The 14,006-nt window shown below is 63.5% G+C and carries 19 protein-coding genes; 9 read left to right on the top strand and 10 right to left on the bottom strand.

All coding sequences use genetic code 11. The annotated features are described in order from the left end of the window. Positions 1–62 precede the first annotated feature (62 nt). From GVL61_RS21115 to GVL61_RS21105, 3 genes are all read left to right on the top strand, one after another. Entirely contained in the window at positions 63–2,315 is a 2,253-nt protein-coding gene (locus GVL61_RS21115; RefSeq protein ID WP_159982629.1) for an ATP-dependent helicase, read from the top strand. A 228-nt stretch (positions 2,316–2,543) separates the two neighbouring features. Continuing rightward, on the top strand, positions 2,544–3,980 hold the full coding sequence (locus GVL61_RS21110; RefSeq protein ID WP_159982628.1) for an SRPBCC family protein: 1,437 nt from the start codon (positions 2,544–2,546) through the stop codon (positions 3,978–3,980). Between the two features lie 129 nt (positions 3,981–4,109). Beyond that, a complete protein-coding gene (locus tag GVL61_RS21105; RefSeq protein WP_159982627.1) occupies positions 4,110–4,370 on the top strand; it encodes a hypothetical protein in 261 nt (86 codons plus the stop codon). An 80-nt stretch (positions 4,371–4,450) separates the two neighbouring features. Here GVL61_RS21105 and GVL61_RS21100 read toward each other — a convergent pair whose 3' ends face one another. Both GVL61_RS21100 and GVL61_RS21095 read right to left on the bottom strand, forming a co-directional pair. Next, positions 4,451–4,957: a DoxX family protein gene (locus GVL61_RS21100; RefSeq protein WP_159982626.1), complete on the bottom strand. Its 507-nt coding sequence runs from the start codon at positions 4,955–4,957 to the stop codon at positions 4,451–4,453. 88 nt (positions 4,958–5,045) lie between these two features. Then, a complete protein-coding gene (locus tag GVL61_RS21095) occupies positions 5,046–5,312 on the bottom strand; it encodes a DUF2282 domain-containing protein (RefSeq protein ID WP_159982625.1) in 267 nt (88 codons plus the stop codon). Positions 5,313–5,469: 157 nt separating this feature from the next. Here GVL61_RS21095 and GVL61_RS21090 point away from each other — a divergent pair, with 157 nt between their 5' ends. The 5 genes from GVL61_RS21090 (at position 5,470) to GVL61_RS21070 (ending at position 8,667) form a co-directional block, all read left to right on the top strand. After that, on the top strand, positions 5,470–6,009 hold the full coding sequence (locus GVL61_RS21090; protein ID WP_159982624.1) for a sigma-70 family RNA polymerase sigma factor: 540 nt from the start codon (positions 5,470–5,472) through the stop codon (positions 6,007–6,009). Then, on the top strand, positions 6,006–6,656 hold the full coding sequence (locus GVL61_RS21085; RefSeq protein ID WP_159982623.1) for a DUF1109 domain-containing protein: 651 nt from the start codon (positions 6,006–6,008) through the stop codon (positions 6,654–6,656). Before GVL61_RS21090 ends, GVL61_RS21085 begins: the two co-directional genes overlap by 4 nt. Positions 6,657–6,742: 86 nt before the next feature. Then, positions 6,743–7,012 carry a hypothetical protein gene (locus GVL61_RS21080; protein ID WP_159982622.1) on the top strand — a complete coding sequence of 90 codons (270 nt, stop codon included), beginning with the start codon at positions 6,743–6,745 and terminating at the stop codon, positions 7,010–7,012. 63 nt (positions 7,013–7,075) lie between these two features. Next, on the top strand, positions 7,076–7,918 hold the full coding sequence (locus GVL61_RS21075; RefSeq protein WP_159982621.1) for a DUF692 domain-containing protein: 843 nt from the start codon (positions 7,076–7,078) through the stop codon (positions 7,916–7,918). Then, positions 7,915–8,667 (top strand): DNA-binding domain-containing protein, encoded by a 753-nt coding sequence (locus tag GVL61_RS21070; RefSeq protein WP_159982620.1) that lies wholly within the window; start codon positions 7,915–7,917, stop codon positions 8,665–8,667. The genes GVL61_RS21075 and GVL61_RS21070 overlap by 4 nt, the downstream gene beginning before the upstream one ends. A 15-nt stretch (positions 8,668–8,682) precedes the next feature. Here the strand turns inward: GVL61_RS21070 and msrB are convergent, their stop codons facing one another. The 6 genes from msrB to GVL61_RS21040 form a co-directional block, all read right to left on the bottom strand. Beyond that, positions 8,683–9,183, bottom strand: a complete 501-nt coding sequence (msrB, locus tag GVL61_RS21065; RefSeq protein WP_159982619.1) for a peptide-methionine (R)-S-oxide reductase MsrB — start codon at positions 9,181–9,183, stop codon at positions 8,683–8,685. Positions 9,184–9,260: 77 nt separating this feature from the next. Next, positions 9,261–9,824, bottom strand: a complete 564-nt coding sequence (locus GVL61_RS21060) for a fasciclin domain-containing protein (RefSeq protein WP_159982618.1) — start codon at positions 9,822–9,824, stop codon at positions 9,261–9,263. Between the two features lie 85 nt (positions 9,825–9,909). Further along, positions 9,910–10,620, bottom strand: a complete 711-nt coding sequence (locus GVL61_RS21055; protein ID WP_159982617.1) for an anti-sigma factor — start codon at positions 10,618–10,620, stop codon at positions 9,910–9,912. Continuing rightward, a complete protein-coding gene (locus tag GVL61_RS21050) occupies positions 10,613–11,188 on the bottom strand; it encodes a sigma-70 family RNA polymerase sigma factor (protein ID WP_159982616.1) in 576 nt (191 codons plus the stop codon). Before GVL61_RS21050 ends, GVL61_RS21055 begins: the two co-directional genes overlap by 8 nt. Before the next feature lie 157 nt (positions 11,189–11,345). Further along, positions 11,346–11,798: a tRNA (cytidine(34)-2'-O)-methyltransferase gene (locus GVL61_RS21045; protein ID WP_159982615.1), complete on the bottom strand. Its 453-nt coding sequence runs from the start codon at positions 11,796–11,798 to the stop codon at positions 11,346–11,348. 5 nt (positions 11,799–11,803) lie between these two features. Further along, on the bottom strand, positions 11,804–12,094 hold the full coding sequence (locus GVL61_RS21040; protein WP_159982614.1) for a hypothetical protein: 291 nt from the start codon (positions 12,092–12,094) through the stop codon (positions 11,804–11,806). Between the two features lie 563 nt (positions 12,095–12,657). Here GVL61_RS21040 and GVL61_RS21035 point away from each other — a divergent pair. Continuing rightward, complete coding sequence (locus GVL61_RS21035; protein WP_159982613.1) at positions 12,658–12,921, top strand: hypothetical protein; 264 nt, start codon at positions 12,658–12,660, stop codon at positions 12,919–12,921. 3 nt (positions 12,922–12,924) lie between these two features. On the opposite strand, the gene GVL61_RS21030 is transcribed toward GVL61_RS21035, so the two are convergent. Both GVL61_RS21030 and GVL61_RS21025 read right to left on the bottom strand, forming a co-directional pair. After that, positions 12,925–13,194 carry a hypothetical protein gene (locus GVL61_RS21030; RefSeq protein WP_159982612.1) on the bottom strand — a complete coding sequence of 90 codons (270 nt, stop codon included), beginning with the start codon at positions 13,192–13,194 and terminating at the stop codon, positions 12,925–12,927. 32 nt (positions 13,195–13,226) lie between these two features. Then, complete coding sequence (locus GVL61_RS21025) at positions 13,227–13,769, bottom strand: recombinase family protein (RefSeq protein WP_159982611.1); 543 nt, start codon at positions 13,767–13,769, stop codon at positions 13,227–13,229. Between the last annotated feature and the right edge of the window lie 237 nt (positions 13,770–14,006).

The raw sequence follows: 14,006 nt of genomic DNA, 5'->3' as shown, positions 1-14,006 counted from the left end.
CCTAACTGTTCACGGTGAACAACCTGCAAGCACCTCCCCCCTCGCCTGGCGCGTCCGAAGCCATGATCGGCGGCCTGAACGAGCCGCAGCGCGAGGCCGTGCTGACCACCGAAGGCCCGGTGCTGATGCTTGCCGGCGCCGGCACCGGCAAGACCGCCGCGCTGACCACCCGGCTGGCCCATCTTGTGCGCGAGCGCCTTGCCTGGCCGAGCGAAATCCTCTGCGTCACCTTCACCAACCGCGCCGCGCGCGAAATGCGTGAACGCGTAGGACACATGATCGGCCCGGCGGTGGAGGGGATGCCGTGGCTGGGCACATTCCATTCGGTCGCGGCAAAGATGCTGCGCCGCCATGCCGAACTGGTCGGCCTGCAGTCCAACTACACGATCATCGACACCGACGATCAGCTGCGCCTCCTCAAGCAGTTGATCGTCGCCGAGAACGTCGACGAAAAGCGCTTCCCGGCAAAGCAACTGGCCGGCTGCATCGACCGCTGGAAGAACCGCGGACTGAACCCCGCCGACCTCGACGCGGGCGAGAACGAGGCTTACGCCAACGGCAAGGGCAGGAAGTTCTACCAGCTCTATCAGGACCGGCTCAAAGCCGTAAACGCCTGCGACTTTGGCGATCTGCTGCTGCACATGCTGAACATCCTGCGCACCCACCGCGATGTGCTGGACCAGTATCAGCAGCGCTTCAAATACGTCATGGTGGACGAATATCAGGACACCAACCAGGTCCAGTACCTGTGGCTGCGCCTGATCGCGCAAGGCCGCCAGAACATCTGCGTGGTGGGTGACGACGACCAGTCGATCTATTCATGGCGCGGCGCCGAAGTGGCCAACATCCTGCGCTTCGAGAAGGATTTTCCGGGCGCCAAGGTCATCAAGCTGGAACAGAACTACCGCTCCACCCCGCAGATCCTGGCCGCCGCATCGGGCCTTATCGACGAGAACACCCAGCGCCTCGGCAAAACCCTGTGGACCGAGCGGCACGCCGGCGACAAAGTGCGCGTCATCGGCGTCTGGGACGGCCCCGAGGAAGCGCGCCGCATCGGCGAGGACATCGAGCGGCTGGAGCGCGAAGGCGCCCCGCTGGACCAGATCGCCATCCTCGTGCGCGCCCAGTACCAGACGCGCGAGTTCGAGGACCGCTTCATCTCGATCGGCCTGAAGTACCGCATCGTCGGTGGCTTCCGCTTCTACGAACGCGCTGAAATCCGCGATGCGCTGGCGTACTTGCGCGTAATCGCCCAGCCGCAGGACGACCTTGCGTTCGAGCGTATCTACAACGCGCCCAAGCGCGGCCTCGGCGCCAAGGCGCTGGAGGCGTTGCACACTCTGGCCCGGCGCCAGAACATCCCGCTGACCCGCGCCGCGATCGAGATCGCCGACAGCGACGAACTGCCGGCCCGTCCGCGCAATACCTTCCTTGCCCTGATGCGCGACTTCGCCCGCTGGCGCGACCTGTCCGCCACCGAAAAGCCCTCGGACCTGCTGCGCACCGTGATGGACGAATGCGGCTACACCGATGCGCTTCAGGCGGAGAAAAGCGCCGAAGCAACCGGGCGCCTGGAAAACCTTGCCGAACTCGCCCGCGCCATGGAGGAATACGACAGTCTTGGCGAATTCCTCGAACACGTCAGCCTCGTCATGGACAACGAGAAATCCGCGGACGAGGAAAAGGTCACGATCATGACCATGCACGCGGCCAAGGGTCTGGAATTCGACAACGTCTTCCTGCCGGGCTGGGAGGAAGGCGTGTTCCCCTCACAGCGGGCGCTCGACGAAGGCGGCCTTGCCAGCCTTGAGGAAGAGCGCCGCCTCGCTTACGTCGCGATCACCCGCGCACGGCGCAAGTGCACGATCGTCCATGCCGCCAACCGGCGTATCTACGGTCAGTGGACCAGTTCGATACCCTCACGCTTCATCGCCGAACTGCCCGAGGATCACGTCGATAGCGAAACCACGCTATCGGGCGGCGCCTCACTGTGGCGGGCGCAATGGTCCGAACATGCCGATCCCTTCGCCGACGTCGCCCGTGCCCAGCCTTCCCGCACGATGACGCGCGGCCCCGGTTGGCAGCGTGCCGCCGCGAAGGAATACGATCCCAAGCCCAAGCGCGTCGCCGAAAGCACTCGCAGCGCCGCCAGTTTCGCCGCCAAGCCGCGCTCCGACATTTCCGTTGGCGACCGCGTCTTCCACGAGAAGTTCGGCTACGGCAGCGTCGCGGCGCAGGAAGGCAACAAGCTGGAGATCGACTTCGAGCATTCCGGCCGCAAGCGCGTGATCGACAGCTTCGTAAAGCCGGCCTGAGGGGCTAAGGAAAAAGCGGCACGCGAAGGCGAAACGGGGGCTGCGCCGCAGGCTGTCGCCATGCACCCTTTCCTCTTCTTCTTCACACCCCTTCCGCTTGCTCCTGACGGCAAGCTGCTACCGCATTTACCGTCGCCGCGATGAGCCCACGCGCCTCTTCGATTGCCTCCCGCACCCTGCACTGTACATTAGTTCAACAGGACAAGATTAAAGCGAGAGGTATTGGGAGTGCTCAAATCAGCAGACGGCGGCCTGCGGCCGGTGCCGTTCCCGATCGAAGATCCCGAACGCATCCCCGTGAAGCGCTACTTCGATGCGGACTTCTATCAGGCGGAGCTGGACCACCTGTGGCCCAACGTCTGGCAGATGGCCTGCCGCGAGGAACAGATCCCCGAAGTGGGCGACTGGATCGAGTACGAGAACGTCGGCAAGTCGGTGATCGTCGTACGCACGGCCAGCGGCGTGAAGGCTTTCCACAACGCCTGCCGCCATCGCGGCGTGCCCTTCGCCGGCGGCACCCCGCTGGGCGCCTCTCACCCGACCGCCCATGGCAACTGCGCGAAAAGCGGATTCGTCTGCCCGTTCCACGGCTGGCGCTGGAACATGGACGGCGAAAGCAGTAAAATCTACGGCAAGCACCTGTTCTCCGAACACCAGATGCAGGACGCCGCCGAACTCAACCTGATCCCTTGCCGCGCTGAAACTTTCATCGGCTGCGTGTGGATCAACCATGACAACGACGCCCTGCCCGTGCGTGATTCGATCGGCCCCCTCGCCGACCGCCTCGATGCCCACAACATCGACAAGCTGCGCGCCGAATGGTGCTACGGCGCGGTCCTGCCCGCCAACTGGAAGATCGCGATGGAGGCCTTCATGGAAGGCTACCACGTCATGCAGACGCATCCTCAGCTGCAACACGCCGCGCCGATGATGTACGACAGCATGTACGCCGTCCCGCGCGGCGCCTTCCCGCAGATGGCGATGCCTGAGCTTTCGCACACCGAGAATCAGGAACTTCAGGTTAAGTCGATGGCGCTCCTCGGCGAAGGCATGGCAGGCATGATCCACGCCAAGGAAGTCGACATCGCGCGCAGCATGATCGGCGTCGAAGAAGGCATGCCCGAGGACAAGAACCAAGCCATATTCATGTGGCTGGGCATGGTCATGCACCAGATCTCCGAGCGCCTGAAAGCGGCCGGCGAACCGATCCCGGACTTGTGCGCGGTAACGCAGTCGCACCCGATCAATGCAGTGGAATTCCTCTTCCCGCATTACTTCCTGCTGCCTTACTTCAGCTCGATGTCGGCCTACCGCATCCGCCCGCTCGGCCCGGAAAGCTGCTTCTTCGAAATCTGGTCGTTGACCTTCTTCCCCGAAGGCCAGGAGCCTGAACCAGTCATGGAGCCCACCGTGCTGCCCTACGACAGCCCGGACTTTCCCCCGATCCCCCGGCAGGACTACGCGAACATCCCGATCCAGCAGAAGGGCCTTCATGCCAGCGGGTTCGAGTTCATGCGGCTTTCCAGCCAGGTCGAAGGCATGATCAGCAACTACCAGCGCATCATCGACGGTTACCTCGCCGGTGCTCCGGCGGAAAAGCTGGCGGCGGCGACGAACAAGTTGGGCGGCAATTTCGACGGAAAGATCGAGGATCTGGGCCTCTGAGCACCGGCAGCGCCATCTTTCTTTCTCGCAAACAAGGCAACCTGAACGGCTTTCCGGATTTTCGGGCGTTCCCAATGGATTATTACGTGATATTCCATAGGCTCAAGCAACCGGAAGATAGGAAGATATATGAAGTTCAAGAATGCACTCTTCGCCGTTGGCACGGCGGCGATGCTCGTTGCACCCGTCGCCGCCCAGGCCGGCACCGTTGCATCGGCATCGACCGGCAAGATCGCCAACCTTTCCGGCCTCGGTGAGCGCCATTCGGCGCCCGTCAAGGCAAAGAACAAGGCAGAGGCCGGCGTGCTCGTCCTCGCCGTGCTTGGCGCCGGCGCAGCGACCTACGGCGTCGTGCGTGCCGTCGACGACGACAAGTCGAACGGCAGCTGATAGAATACGCTGCGCTCGATTGAGCCAGCCCGGCCGCGGTAGAGTTTACTCTGCCGCGGCCGAATGATTCCGGGCTCCCGTCAGCCCCGGTCATGCGCTCCACACCCGGCAACAGCCGGGTGATTGGAGCGTGGCCGCTGCTGCCGACTGCGCCCCTTTATTATCGCGTCGATCGACCAGGCTCCGCCGCCGCGCGCGATGAGCGGGAGGAGGATGGCCGCCCAGCTCAGATGGGTCGGCCAGGCATCTGGGTAGACGAATATCTCGATGATGGCGGTCATGCCCAGTAGCGCGGCGGCGGCCGGGCGGGTGCACAAACCCAGCACCAGCAGGATCGGGAAGGCATGTTCGCTTAACGTCGCCGCCCTCGCCGCAAACTCCGGCGCTACGACTGGCAGCACATATTCGCTGCGGAAAAGCTCATAGGTGCCGGGGGTTATGGTCAGAAGTCCTTCCACCTTGGTGCGGCCGGACTGGAAAAATACCGCCGCTATGCCCAACCGCGCAATCAGCAGGAGCAGCGCTGGGGGTAACAGGCGCGCGATCAGCGCAGCGGCACGGTCATGAAGGACGATGAGAGTGGGCATGGCGAAATGCTCCTGTAAAAAAAAGCGCCCGCATCCGGCTGACGGGGGCTGATGGCCGGATGCGGGAAGGCCGGGCTGGCTGAAGGCCTCAGGCCCTTGGGGTCAGCGAGCCATGGCCCTTGGGTGTCTTCATGGTCTCGCAAGTCCCGGCTTTCACCAGCTTCCAGGCATTGCCCTGATAGTTGGTCTTCGAGGTGCCTGCGCAGGTGGTGCCAGCACCGGCCTTGCAGTCGTTCTTGCCGGCGAGCGAGACGCCGTAACACTTCTCCATGGGTGCGGCGGCGGGCGCAGCGGCAGCATTGCCGGCGATGGACAGCGCAATAGCGGCGGCGAGCGCAGCGGGGGTCTTGTTCATGTGAGGTCTCCTCTCGTGCAGGCCGGTCATTCGGCCGCTTCACGAAAGTCAGTTCGGCGCCATCCCCGAGAAGGTTACAGTGCGCCGGGGCGGAATTTATTCTATGCTGCCCTGTAACCTTTGCGTTCCCCTTCCCGAATGAGGGTGAGGAGCATCGATGCGGGCAAGCGAAGACCACCTCAGGGCGATGATGATCGGCGGGCTTGACGGCGATGCCGTGTCCCATGCCGCGCTGCTTCGTGCGCTTGTCCCGCTACTCCGTGCCTTCTATCGCCGCCGGATGCCGGGCGGCGAAGACGATATCGAGGACCTCGTGCAGGAAACGCTGATCGCCGTGCATACCCGGCGTGCCACTTACGACCGCGACCGCGTGTTCACCGCATGGCTGTTCGCAGTCGCACGCTACAAGATGATCGACCACTTTCGCGCCCGCCGCCGCACCTGCCCGATCGAAGGGCTGGAAGATATTCTCCTCGCCGAAGGCTTCGAAGATGCCAGCAATGCGCGCATGGACATGGACCGCCTGCTCGCCGATCTGCCCGCCAAGCAGGCGCAGGCTATCCGCGCGACCCGGATCGACGGCCTCAGCATCACAGAAACGGCAGACCGCGCAGGCATTGGCGAATCCGACGTGAAAGTTTCTATCCATCGCGGCCTGAAAGCGTTGGCCGCCCGCATCACGGGGGAGCGGCGATGAACACCGACACCCTCATCAAGAACCTCTCTGCGGAGGTGAAGCCGGTGCGCCGCCATGCCGTCGGCCGCCGGATCGCGCTGGGCATCCTGGCGGGCGGCGTGGTGACAGCGATCCTGATCGCCATCGGCCTCGGCATACGGCCCGACCTTGACGTGGCGATGCACGGCTATTCTTTCTGGATGAAGTGGACCTACACGCTGTCGCTGGCCGTTTGCGCGCTTTTCACGGTCGCCCGGCTGGCCCGGCCCGATGCGCCCAGGCTGCGGCGGCTGCGCTGGCTGTGGCTGTTGCTGGTGCCGGTCTGCCTGCTGGCCGCGATCGGCGCGATGGAGATGGCCCGTGTCCCCTCCGGCGAATGGCTGGCGATGTGGCTGGGGCAAAGCTGGAAGAAGTGCCCCTGGCTGGTGCTGATGCTCTCGGCGCCGATCTTCATCGGCCTGCTCTGGTCGTTTCGCCGCCTCGCGCCGACCCGACTGCGGGCAGCCGGCGCGGCGGCAGGGCTGGCCGCCGGTTCGTGCGCGGCGATGCTCTATTGCCTGCACTGCCCGGAGGTTTCGGCGATCTTCGTGCTCACCTGGTACACGCTGGGCATCGCGCTGGCCGCAGGCGCCGGGGCGCTGGTGGGACCGCGGCTGCTGCGCTGGTAAAAAAGAATGAGGGGGCGTGTAACCATCCCTCCCACCCGCACGAACTGGAGAGGCCAAACCGGCACGACAATTTGGGAGATCTACCCATGAACGCCAAGTCCACCAGCATCACTTTCGCCGCGACCGCCGCCCTGCTGGCGATCAGCGCCGCCGCCACGTCGACCCCCGCAATCGCCAAGGCCGCGAAAACCGAAAACGTCCAGTGCTTCGGCGTCAACAGCTGCAAAGGCACGTCGGACTGCAAGACCGCGCAGAACGACTGCAAGGGCATGAATGTGTGCAAGGGCCACGGCTTCAAGGAAATGACCGCAAAGGCCTGCAGCGAAGCCGGCGGCCGCACCACCGAAGCCAAGTAACGCCAAGGATGCCCGGGCGGTTTGCCATGCCGCCCGGGTTCCCCTTCCTGCCGAGTGCCCGCCATGACCGCATCCGTCCCGACCTTCTCCGGCTACGGCCTCGGCCTTCGCAAGGAGCATTACCGCGACTTTCTCGAAACCGATGTCGCCGTCGATTTCGTGGAGGTGATCTCCGAAAACTTCATGGTCGACGGCGGCCGCCCGCGCGATATCCTGCGCCGCGTGCGGGAACGTCATCCGGTCGCCCTGCACGGGGTATCGATGTCGATCGGTTCCGCAGACAGTCTCGACCGCGCCTATTTAGCCAGACTGCGAGTGCTGGTCGACGAAATCGAGCCGCTCTTCGTGTCCGACCACCTGAGCTGGTCGCGCTTCGAGGGCTTCAATTCCCACGACCTGCTGCCCCTGCCCTACACGCCCGAGGCACTGGATGTCGTCTGCGCCAACATCGACCTGGCGCAGGACGTGCTGGGCCGCGCGATGCTGGTCGAGAATCCGTCCAGCTACGTCACCTTCGACGGATCGACGATGAGCGAATGGGCCTTCATCGACGCGATGTGCCAGCGCACCGGCTGCCACCTCCTGCTCGACGTCAACAACATCCACGTCAGCGCCGCAAACCACGGCTTCGATCCGATCGCCTACCTTGACGGCGTGCCTGCCGATCGGGTGCGCCAGATCCACCTTGCCGGGCACAGCGAGGGCGTGGACATGCTGATCGACACCCACGACCGCCCGGTTCCGCCGCCGGTATGGACGCTTTACGAACATGCCATGGCGCGCCTCGGCCCGGTGGCGACGATGATCGAGCGCGACGATGCCATCCCCCCGCTGGCAGACCTGCTGGACGAACTGGCGACGGCCCGCGTACTCGGCGCGGTTTCGCAGCGACAGGTGGCGGCATGAACCTCGCTGCGCTCCAGCGCGATTTTCGCGGATGGCTAGTCGAAGGATCGGACGATGCCGCCAGCCGCATCGGCGCGGCGGCCCGACCCGGCCTTGCCGTCTACCAGAACAACTATCGCACGCAGCTCGTCGCCTGCCTCGCCGAAACCTACGGACACACGCACGCCTGGCTGGGCGACGATGCGTTTTTGGCAGCCGCTATTACGCATATCGACGCCTCGCCACCCCATGCATGGACGCTCGACGCCTATCCCGAAGGCTTTGCCGTTACCTTGGCCGGCCTTTATCCGGATGACGGCGAAGTCGCCGAACTGGCGGCACTGGAATGGGCACTGTCCCGCGCCTTCACAGCGCCCGATGCCGCGCCGATGACACCCGGCGATCTGGCCGCGGTCGACTGGGACACCGCGATTATCCGCTTCACGCCAAGCCTCGACATAATCCCCGCCGCGACCAATGCCGCCGCGATCTGGTCGGCCCTTGCCGCCGGCGAAACCCCGTCCACGGCAGAGCGCCTGCCGGAACCGGCCGCGCTGGTGGTATGGAGGCAGGACTTCGCGCCTTCCTTTCGCACTATCGACGCGGTGGAGGAGCAGGCGATAATCCGCTGCGCCGCAAGGCAGGATTTCACCGCGCTATGCGGGTCGCTGATCGAGACGCTGGGCGAATCGGCAGGCATAGACCGCGCCGCCGCCTTGCTAGGTCAGTGGATCGGAGACGGCCTCATCGTCGGCGCGGGGCCGGACTGAGGCTTATCATAACCGTCAGGCGGGTTCGAACTTCATCGCCGCGCCGTTCATGCAATACCGCAGCCCGGTCGGCTTCGGTCCGTCGTCGAAGACGTGCCCCAAATGGCCCATGCAGCGGGCGCACGAGACCTCGGTACGATTCATGCCGAACTTGCGGTCGATCCTGGTGGAGATCGCACGGGGATAGTGATCGTAGAAGCTGGGCCAGCCGGTGCCGCTATCGAACTTGGTCGTCGATGCGAATAGCGGCAAGGCGCAGCCCGCGCAGAGGAACCGCCCCTTGCGATGTTCCTTGTTCAGCGGACTCGTGAAGGCCCGCTCCGTCCCGCCCCTTCGCAGGATATCGTAAGCCTGCGGGGAAAGACGCTGCCTCCACTCGGCGTCGGTTAACCTGAGCGTTCCCGACACGGGAGACGCCGCCAGAGCCTCAGCTCCGAATGCCCGGCAGCAGATCGCGGCGACTGCGGCCGAACCACAAAGGCGCAGGACATCGCGGCGGTGCGGGATCGAAGGCATGATCGGCTCCTGTAGTCAGGCCGGAAAAGGGAACGACGGGGCCGTGACCTTTGGCCATCGACCCCGCCTGCGCCCCGTCAGGGCATCAACACCGTATCGACGACGTGGATCACGCCGTTGGACTGCATGACGTTGGGGATCGTTATCTTGGACTTGCCGCCCTTGGCATCGCTGAGCCACCAGGCGCCGGCCTTGTCCTTCCACGCGGTCAGCTTCTCACCTTCTACGGTTGTCAGCGTGGCCTTGCCGCCGTGCATCTTGGCGTTGGCGGCGATATCCGTGGCGGTCATCCGGCCGGCGACCACATGATAGGTGAGGATCTTGGTGAGCATCGCCTTGTTCTCAGGCTTTACCAGCGATTCGACAGTGCCTGCGGGCAACTTGGCGAACGCGGCATTGGTCGGCGCGAAAACGGTGAAGGGCCCGGGGCCAGACAGCGTTTCCACCAGACCGGCGGCCTTTACCGCCGCCACGAGCGTGGTGTGGTCCTTGGAGTTGACGGCGTTCTCGACGATATTCTTCGTCGAATACATCGCAGCGCCGCCAACCATCGGGTTGGAGCCCGCATATACCGACGTGGCGCCGCCGAGTACGAGCGCACCTGCCAGGGCTACGGTGAATGTCCGGGATTGTGCCTTCATGTTAAGCATCCTTCCATCTCGCACCCCGTTTCGTGGGATGCGAACGAAGGTACGAAGGCCAGCATGGGCCGGATGCACCTGCCGCTCAGATAATCGAAAACTTTCCGGCCAGCACCGGCGCCGCACTGGGCGCCTTGTGAGGAGCGCTTGACGCGTCCTCCATGGTAATCGCCAGAGTCGCCCCATCGCTCATGAAGCGGCGAAGGCCTGCATCGACCGTAATCTCGTCACCATCGGCGCGCACGATACCCAGTGAACGCGGCACCCCGTCCTCTGGAATGATCCATAGCTCGGGGCTCTTCGCAGAACCCTCCAGCGCAGCGGCACCCAGGCGCAGCAAACCCTTCTGCGGATCGTAGGCCACCGCCATGGTAGCGCTGCTATCGGCCCCCGAAAGCTGCGAGACGGCAATGGATGTAGCCGGAGGCACCACGACGACCGAAGGCGCAGGCGGGCCGCTGACGAGGATCAGGGCCAGGCCCGCCGCGATAGCGCCGGAAACAAACGCTGCGCCGCGCCACAACCTCAAGCTGCGCAGGCGGGCCGACGGTAGCATTTCTCCCCCCTCCCCAATACGCGCTTCGACCGCATTCCAGACACGCGGCGACGGCACTGCCGCGACCACCGTCCCCAGCAGCGGCGACAGACGACGCCGCCATGCCTCCACCTCGGCCGCGAAAGCCGGGTCCGACAGCGTCAGACGCAGCGCCTCGGCGCGGTCCGGACCTTCGAGGACCCCCAGCGCCAGCTCGGCGGCAAGGGATTCATGTTCGGGAGACAGATGCGGATCAGCCATCGCCGAGGCACACCTTGAGCTTGAGCATACCGCGCCTGATCCAGCTCTTGATTGTCCCCAGCGGCGTCTGCAGGTGGTCGGCCAGTTGCTGGTAGGTCAGCCCCCCCAGGAACGTACTGCGGATGGCTTCGGCCTGTTGCCGCTCAAGCCCATTCAGACATGCGAGCAGGCGCAGACGCTCTTCGTCCTGCACCATCACCTCATCGGCTTGCGGCGCATCATCGGCGACGGTTCCCAACGCCCCTTCCGGCGCGGTATCCCGGCGCGGCTGCGCACGCCTCCAGTCGATGGCAGCATTGTGCGCGATCGTCGCCAGCCAACTTACCGGGCTCGCGCGGGCAGCATCGAAAGTGGCGGCCCGGCGCCAGATCTTGACGTAAACATCCTGCAAAATATCCTCCGCAGCTTCCCTGTCACCAGAGATACGAAGGCAAATGCCAAATAGTTTCGCCGAGGTCAGACCATAGACCCGGCGCAATGCCGAAACGTCGCCGGCTCCTGCCTCGCGCAAGGCGACGACCAGTCTGGTCCTCGCGTCGCCCGCATTCTCTTCGCCGACCTTGCCCATTCGATGCCCCAGACGACCTTACCCTGAATGCCTAGCTCAAACCGGCAATCGAAGTACTGTTCCGAACGTGAATCGAATTCCCGAAAGCGCAAGCCGCAAATTTCGGCTTCCATGCAGGTGAAATTTGCCGAGTTCGAATGCTGACGGCGTGGGCCAGTCAACCCGGCAAAGTGTCCGTTTGTCGCAGCGCTTCGCCAAGTGCCAGCGCCGCCGATGTAGCAAGGTTCATCGAACGCACCTGCGGCCGCATCGGAATGCGCACCTGCGCATGGCAACTGTCGGCTATAGCGACAGGCACACCCGCGCTTTCCTTTCCAAAGAGCAGGACATCGTCCGCCTTAAAACGGAAATCATAGGCCGATTCATGGCTCTTCGTAGTGAACAGCACCAGTCTTCGCGGGCCAATGGCAGCCCGGAACGCATCGAAGTCGGCATGACGTGCGATGGTGACATGATCGATATAGTCCATCGCGGTCCGGCGAACTCTCCGATCGTCCCATTCGAAACCCATGGGCTCGATAAGATCGACAGCCGCCCCAAAACAGGCACCGAGGCGCAGAATGGCGCCGACATTCCCGGCGATTTCAGGTTCAAAAAGAGCAATGCGCATTCAGGCTAATTGGCGCGGGCGAAGTCCCCATGCAAGCCCGCGCTACGATCTCGGCCCGTATGCTCACGCATCCACACGTAAGCACCGCGATCCACCTGACCCGGCAGCGGCATGTCCGGCAAAAAAGGAAATGCGGTAAGGCGCGTTTCCCGCGCCTCGTTCACCAGTTCCAACACACTGTGGAAAATGGTGAGCCCTGCTGGGTTCCGCTGAGTACCATTTTGGGCCGCAGGAACATCGGCATTGGAAGCATCGATTTCGTACCCTGTCTGCGGCGGTTTCGAGGGTGTAGTCATGCTGGGACTCCATGTTCTGGGTGAGGGTTGAAGGCATCGTGGAGGTAATCGTGGCTGGCAGTCTGTCGGGCAATGATGGAGCCTCGGTCGAGGTTGATCGTTGCACTGGACAGGCCCGGAGGCGATGATGGCCGGGACGATCTGGAGGGCTGATGGACTTCAACGACTCTGACGTATCGCTGGTAGAGGCTGCGGTGGCCCGAGGTTGTGATCGCTGCCACGGCCCGTTCTTGGGCGGGCAGGTGACGATCCGGGGCGATGAAGTTCTCGCGATCATCTGCCATTCGTGCCTCGGGACCTCCGGGGGTGGAAGGACGCTTCATTGATGGCAGTGGTTGAAGAAGGCGCTTGCGGATGCCCATTCTGCGACGGCGGCGAGGTTCCTGCAGAGATCGTGGAGCGGATCATGCAATCTGCGGCGTCGCAGTGCGAGGCTATGACCCTTGAAGAGTTCCGCACATGGCTTCACGGCGTCGACAGAGAGGGGCCGGAGCCCGCCAACGTTAGGCCGTGAGCAGCTTTCGGGACAACAGGTTCAGGGAACCCTCGTCGATAAATAGGTGATGATGACACCGTCCCTACGAACATTGAACGAGCGCCTTTCGAGCCACAGCCCTGCCATCGTGATCGTCGATGAGGTTACGATCCACATGGAAGAGGGCGATTGCCCCGAGTTCATCGGCGATGAACTGGCCCTGTGGTGCCGCCGTAAGGGGCTTCGAGCATGGCGGATGGCGAGGTCTCGTCAAGATATCGTCCGGTTTGGGTTTGAAGATGCAGACGCCGCGTCGCAGTACCGGGCGCTGTGCGGCCTTCTGGCGAGATGATCGTTAGTGGATCGTAGTCCAGCCCTCGGCGTCGTCGTCGAGGAAGGTTTCCATCCCTTCGGCCTCGACCGTACGCTGGAATGCCGCGAAGGCAGCCGCGTCGGTGTCGAACGGGTCCTCCCACACGGTCGAGGTGCCGGTCTGGTTTAACACTTCCAGCGTCCAGCCGTCGTCCTCTTCGAGTTTGAAGATGCGGACCTCCACAGCGATGCCGTCACGGCTGACGGTTTTCGACAGCGGGGATGGGATGATCGTGGGATCGGTTTCGGTCATGGTGATCTCCGGGATGACGACGACGTTATATGTCAGGCCGCGAGCGCACGGTAGACGCTGGCGCGACCGATGTTCAGGGTCTTGGCGATAGCCGCAGCGCCCATACCAGTCGCCTTGAGTTCTTTGACCTTCACCGGGTCGATGCTGGCGGGACGGCCCCGGTATTTCCCTGCGGCTTGCGCTTTTCGCACGCCCTCCATTTGTCTTTCGCGTCGGATATCCGACTCGAAGGCAGCCACAGCCCCAAGAATGGCCAGATTCAAGCGACCCGTACTCGTATCAGTATCGACACCGGGCTGGTTAAGGCAGCGGAAGCCGACAGCCTTCGCGCTCAACATTTCAATGATGTGGTGGAGGTCAGCTACGCTGCGGGCCAGACGGTCGAGCCGGGTTACGACCAAGACATCAGATTCCCTTGCGAAGGAAAGCGCCAGCGCCAACTGCTCGCGGTCGGTGGCCGAGCGTCCCGACACCTTCTCGGCGAACACCTTCTCGCATCCGGCAGCAGTGAGAGCTTCGTTCTGGATATCGAGCGACTGGGAGGTCGAACTCACGCGGGCGTATCCGATGATCATGGCGGCTCCTGTCTCATTTGGTCCTAGAGTTCGCCTTGAAGGGCGTCTCGTATTTCAAATTCAGGTCTATTGGGACGCGGATCGTCGGGGGTTGGGATATCCCGTCTGATTTTACCCTGATGAGACAGGATTCTCACGAAGCTCGATAGGAAACAAGTCATTGAGTTTGTTTCCAATTACTAAGTATCGAGGGCGGCTCGGCTACGCCTTCACCGCCACTCGGACTGGCATCTGATC

This window comes from Novosphingobium sp. 18050 (genome assembly GCF_902706195.1).
Lineage (GTDB): Bacteria > Pseudomonadota > Alphaproteobacteria > Sphingomonadales > Sphingomonadaceae > Novosphingobium.
This window is presented reverse-complemented; position numbering and strand designations above follow the sequence as displayed.

Excerpts from the sequence above, each read along its gene's own strand:
- GVL61_RS21100 (WP_159982626.1), bottom strand. The coding sequence starts at position 4,957 with ATGCCCACTCTCATCGTCCTTCATGACCGTGCCGCTGCGCTGATCGCG.
- GVL61_RS21055 (WP_159982617.1), bottom strand. The coding sequence starts at position 10,620 with ATGGCTGATCCGCATCTGTCTCCCGAACATGAATCCCTTGCCGCCGAG.
- GVL61_RS21075 (WP_159982621.1), top strand. The coding sequence starts at position 7,076 with ATGACCGCATCCGTCCCGACCTTCTCCGGCTACGGCCTCGGCCTTCGC.
- GVL61_RS21035 (WP_159982613.1), top strand. The coding sequence starts at position 12,658 with ATGATGACACCGTCCCTACGAACATTGAACGAGCGCCTTTCGAGCCAC.
- GVL61_RS21115 (WP_159982629.1), top strand. The coding sequence starts at position 63 with ATGATCGGCGGCCTGAACGAGCCGCAGCGCGAGGCCGTGCTGACCACC.
- GVL61_RS21045 (WP_159982615.1), bottom strand. The coding sequence starts at position 11,798 with ATGCGCATTGCTCTTTTTGAACCTGAAATCGCCGGGAATGTCGGCGCC.
- GVL61_RS21090 (WP_159982624.1), top strand. The coding sequence starts at position 5,470 with ATGCGGGCAAGCGAAGACCACCTCAGGGCGATGATGATCGGCGGGCTT.
- GVL61_RS21070 (WP_159982620.1), top strand. The coding sequence starts at position 7,915 with ATGAACCTCGCTGCGCTCCAGCGCGATTTTCGCGGATGGCTAGTCGAA.
- GVL61_RS21085 (WP_159982623.1), top strand. The coding sequence starts at position 6,006 with ATGAACACCGACACCCTCATCAAGAACCTCTCTGCGGAGGTGAAGCCG.
- GVL61_RS21030 (WP_159982612.1), bottom strand. The coding sequence starts at position 13,194 with ATGACCGAAACCGATCCCACGATCATCCCATCCCCGCTGTCGAAAACC.
- GVL61_RS21080 (WP_159982622.1), top strand. The coding sequence starts at position 6,743 with ATGAACGCCAAGTCCACCAGCATCACTTTCGCCGCGACCGCCGCCCTG.
- GVL61_RS21040 (WP_159982614.1), bottom strand. The coding sequence starts at position 12,094 with ATGACTACACCCTCGAAACCGCCGCAGACAGGGTACGAAATCGATGCT.
- GVL61_RS21105 (WP_159982627.1), top strand. The coding sequence starts at position 4,110 with ATGAAGTTCAAGAATGCACTCTTCGCCGTTGGCACGGCGGCGATGCTC.
- GVL61_RS21050 (WP_159982616.1), bottom strand. The coding sequence starts at position 11,188 with ATGGGCAAGGTCGGCGAAGAGAATGCGGGCGACGCGAGGACCAGACTG.
- GVL61_RS21025 (WP_159982611.1), bottom strand. The coding sequence starts at position 13,769 with ATGATCATCGGATACGCCCGCGTGAGTTCGACCTCCCAGTCGCTCGAT.
- msrB (WP_159982619.1), bottom strand. The coding sequence starts at position 9,183 with ATGCCTTCGATCCCGCACCGCCGCGATGTCCTGCGCCTTTGTGGTTCG.
- GVL61_RS21095 (WP_159982625.1), bottom strand. The coding sequence starts at position 5,312 with ATGAACAAGACCCCCGCTGCGCTCGCCGCCGCTATTGCGCTGTCCATC.
- GVL61_RS21060 (WP_159982618.1), bottom strand. The coding sequence starts at position 9,824 with ATGAAGGCACAATCCCGGACATTCACCGTAGCCCTGGCAGGTGCGCTC.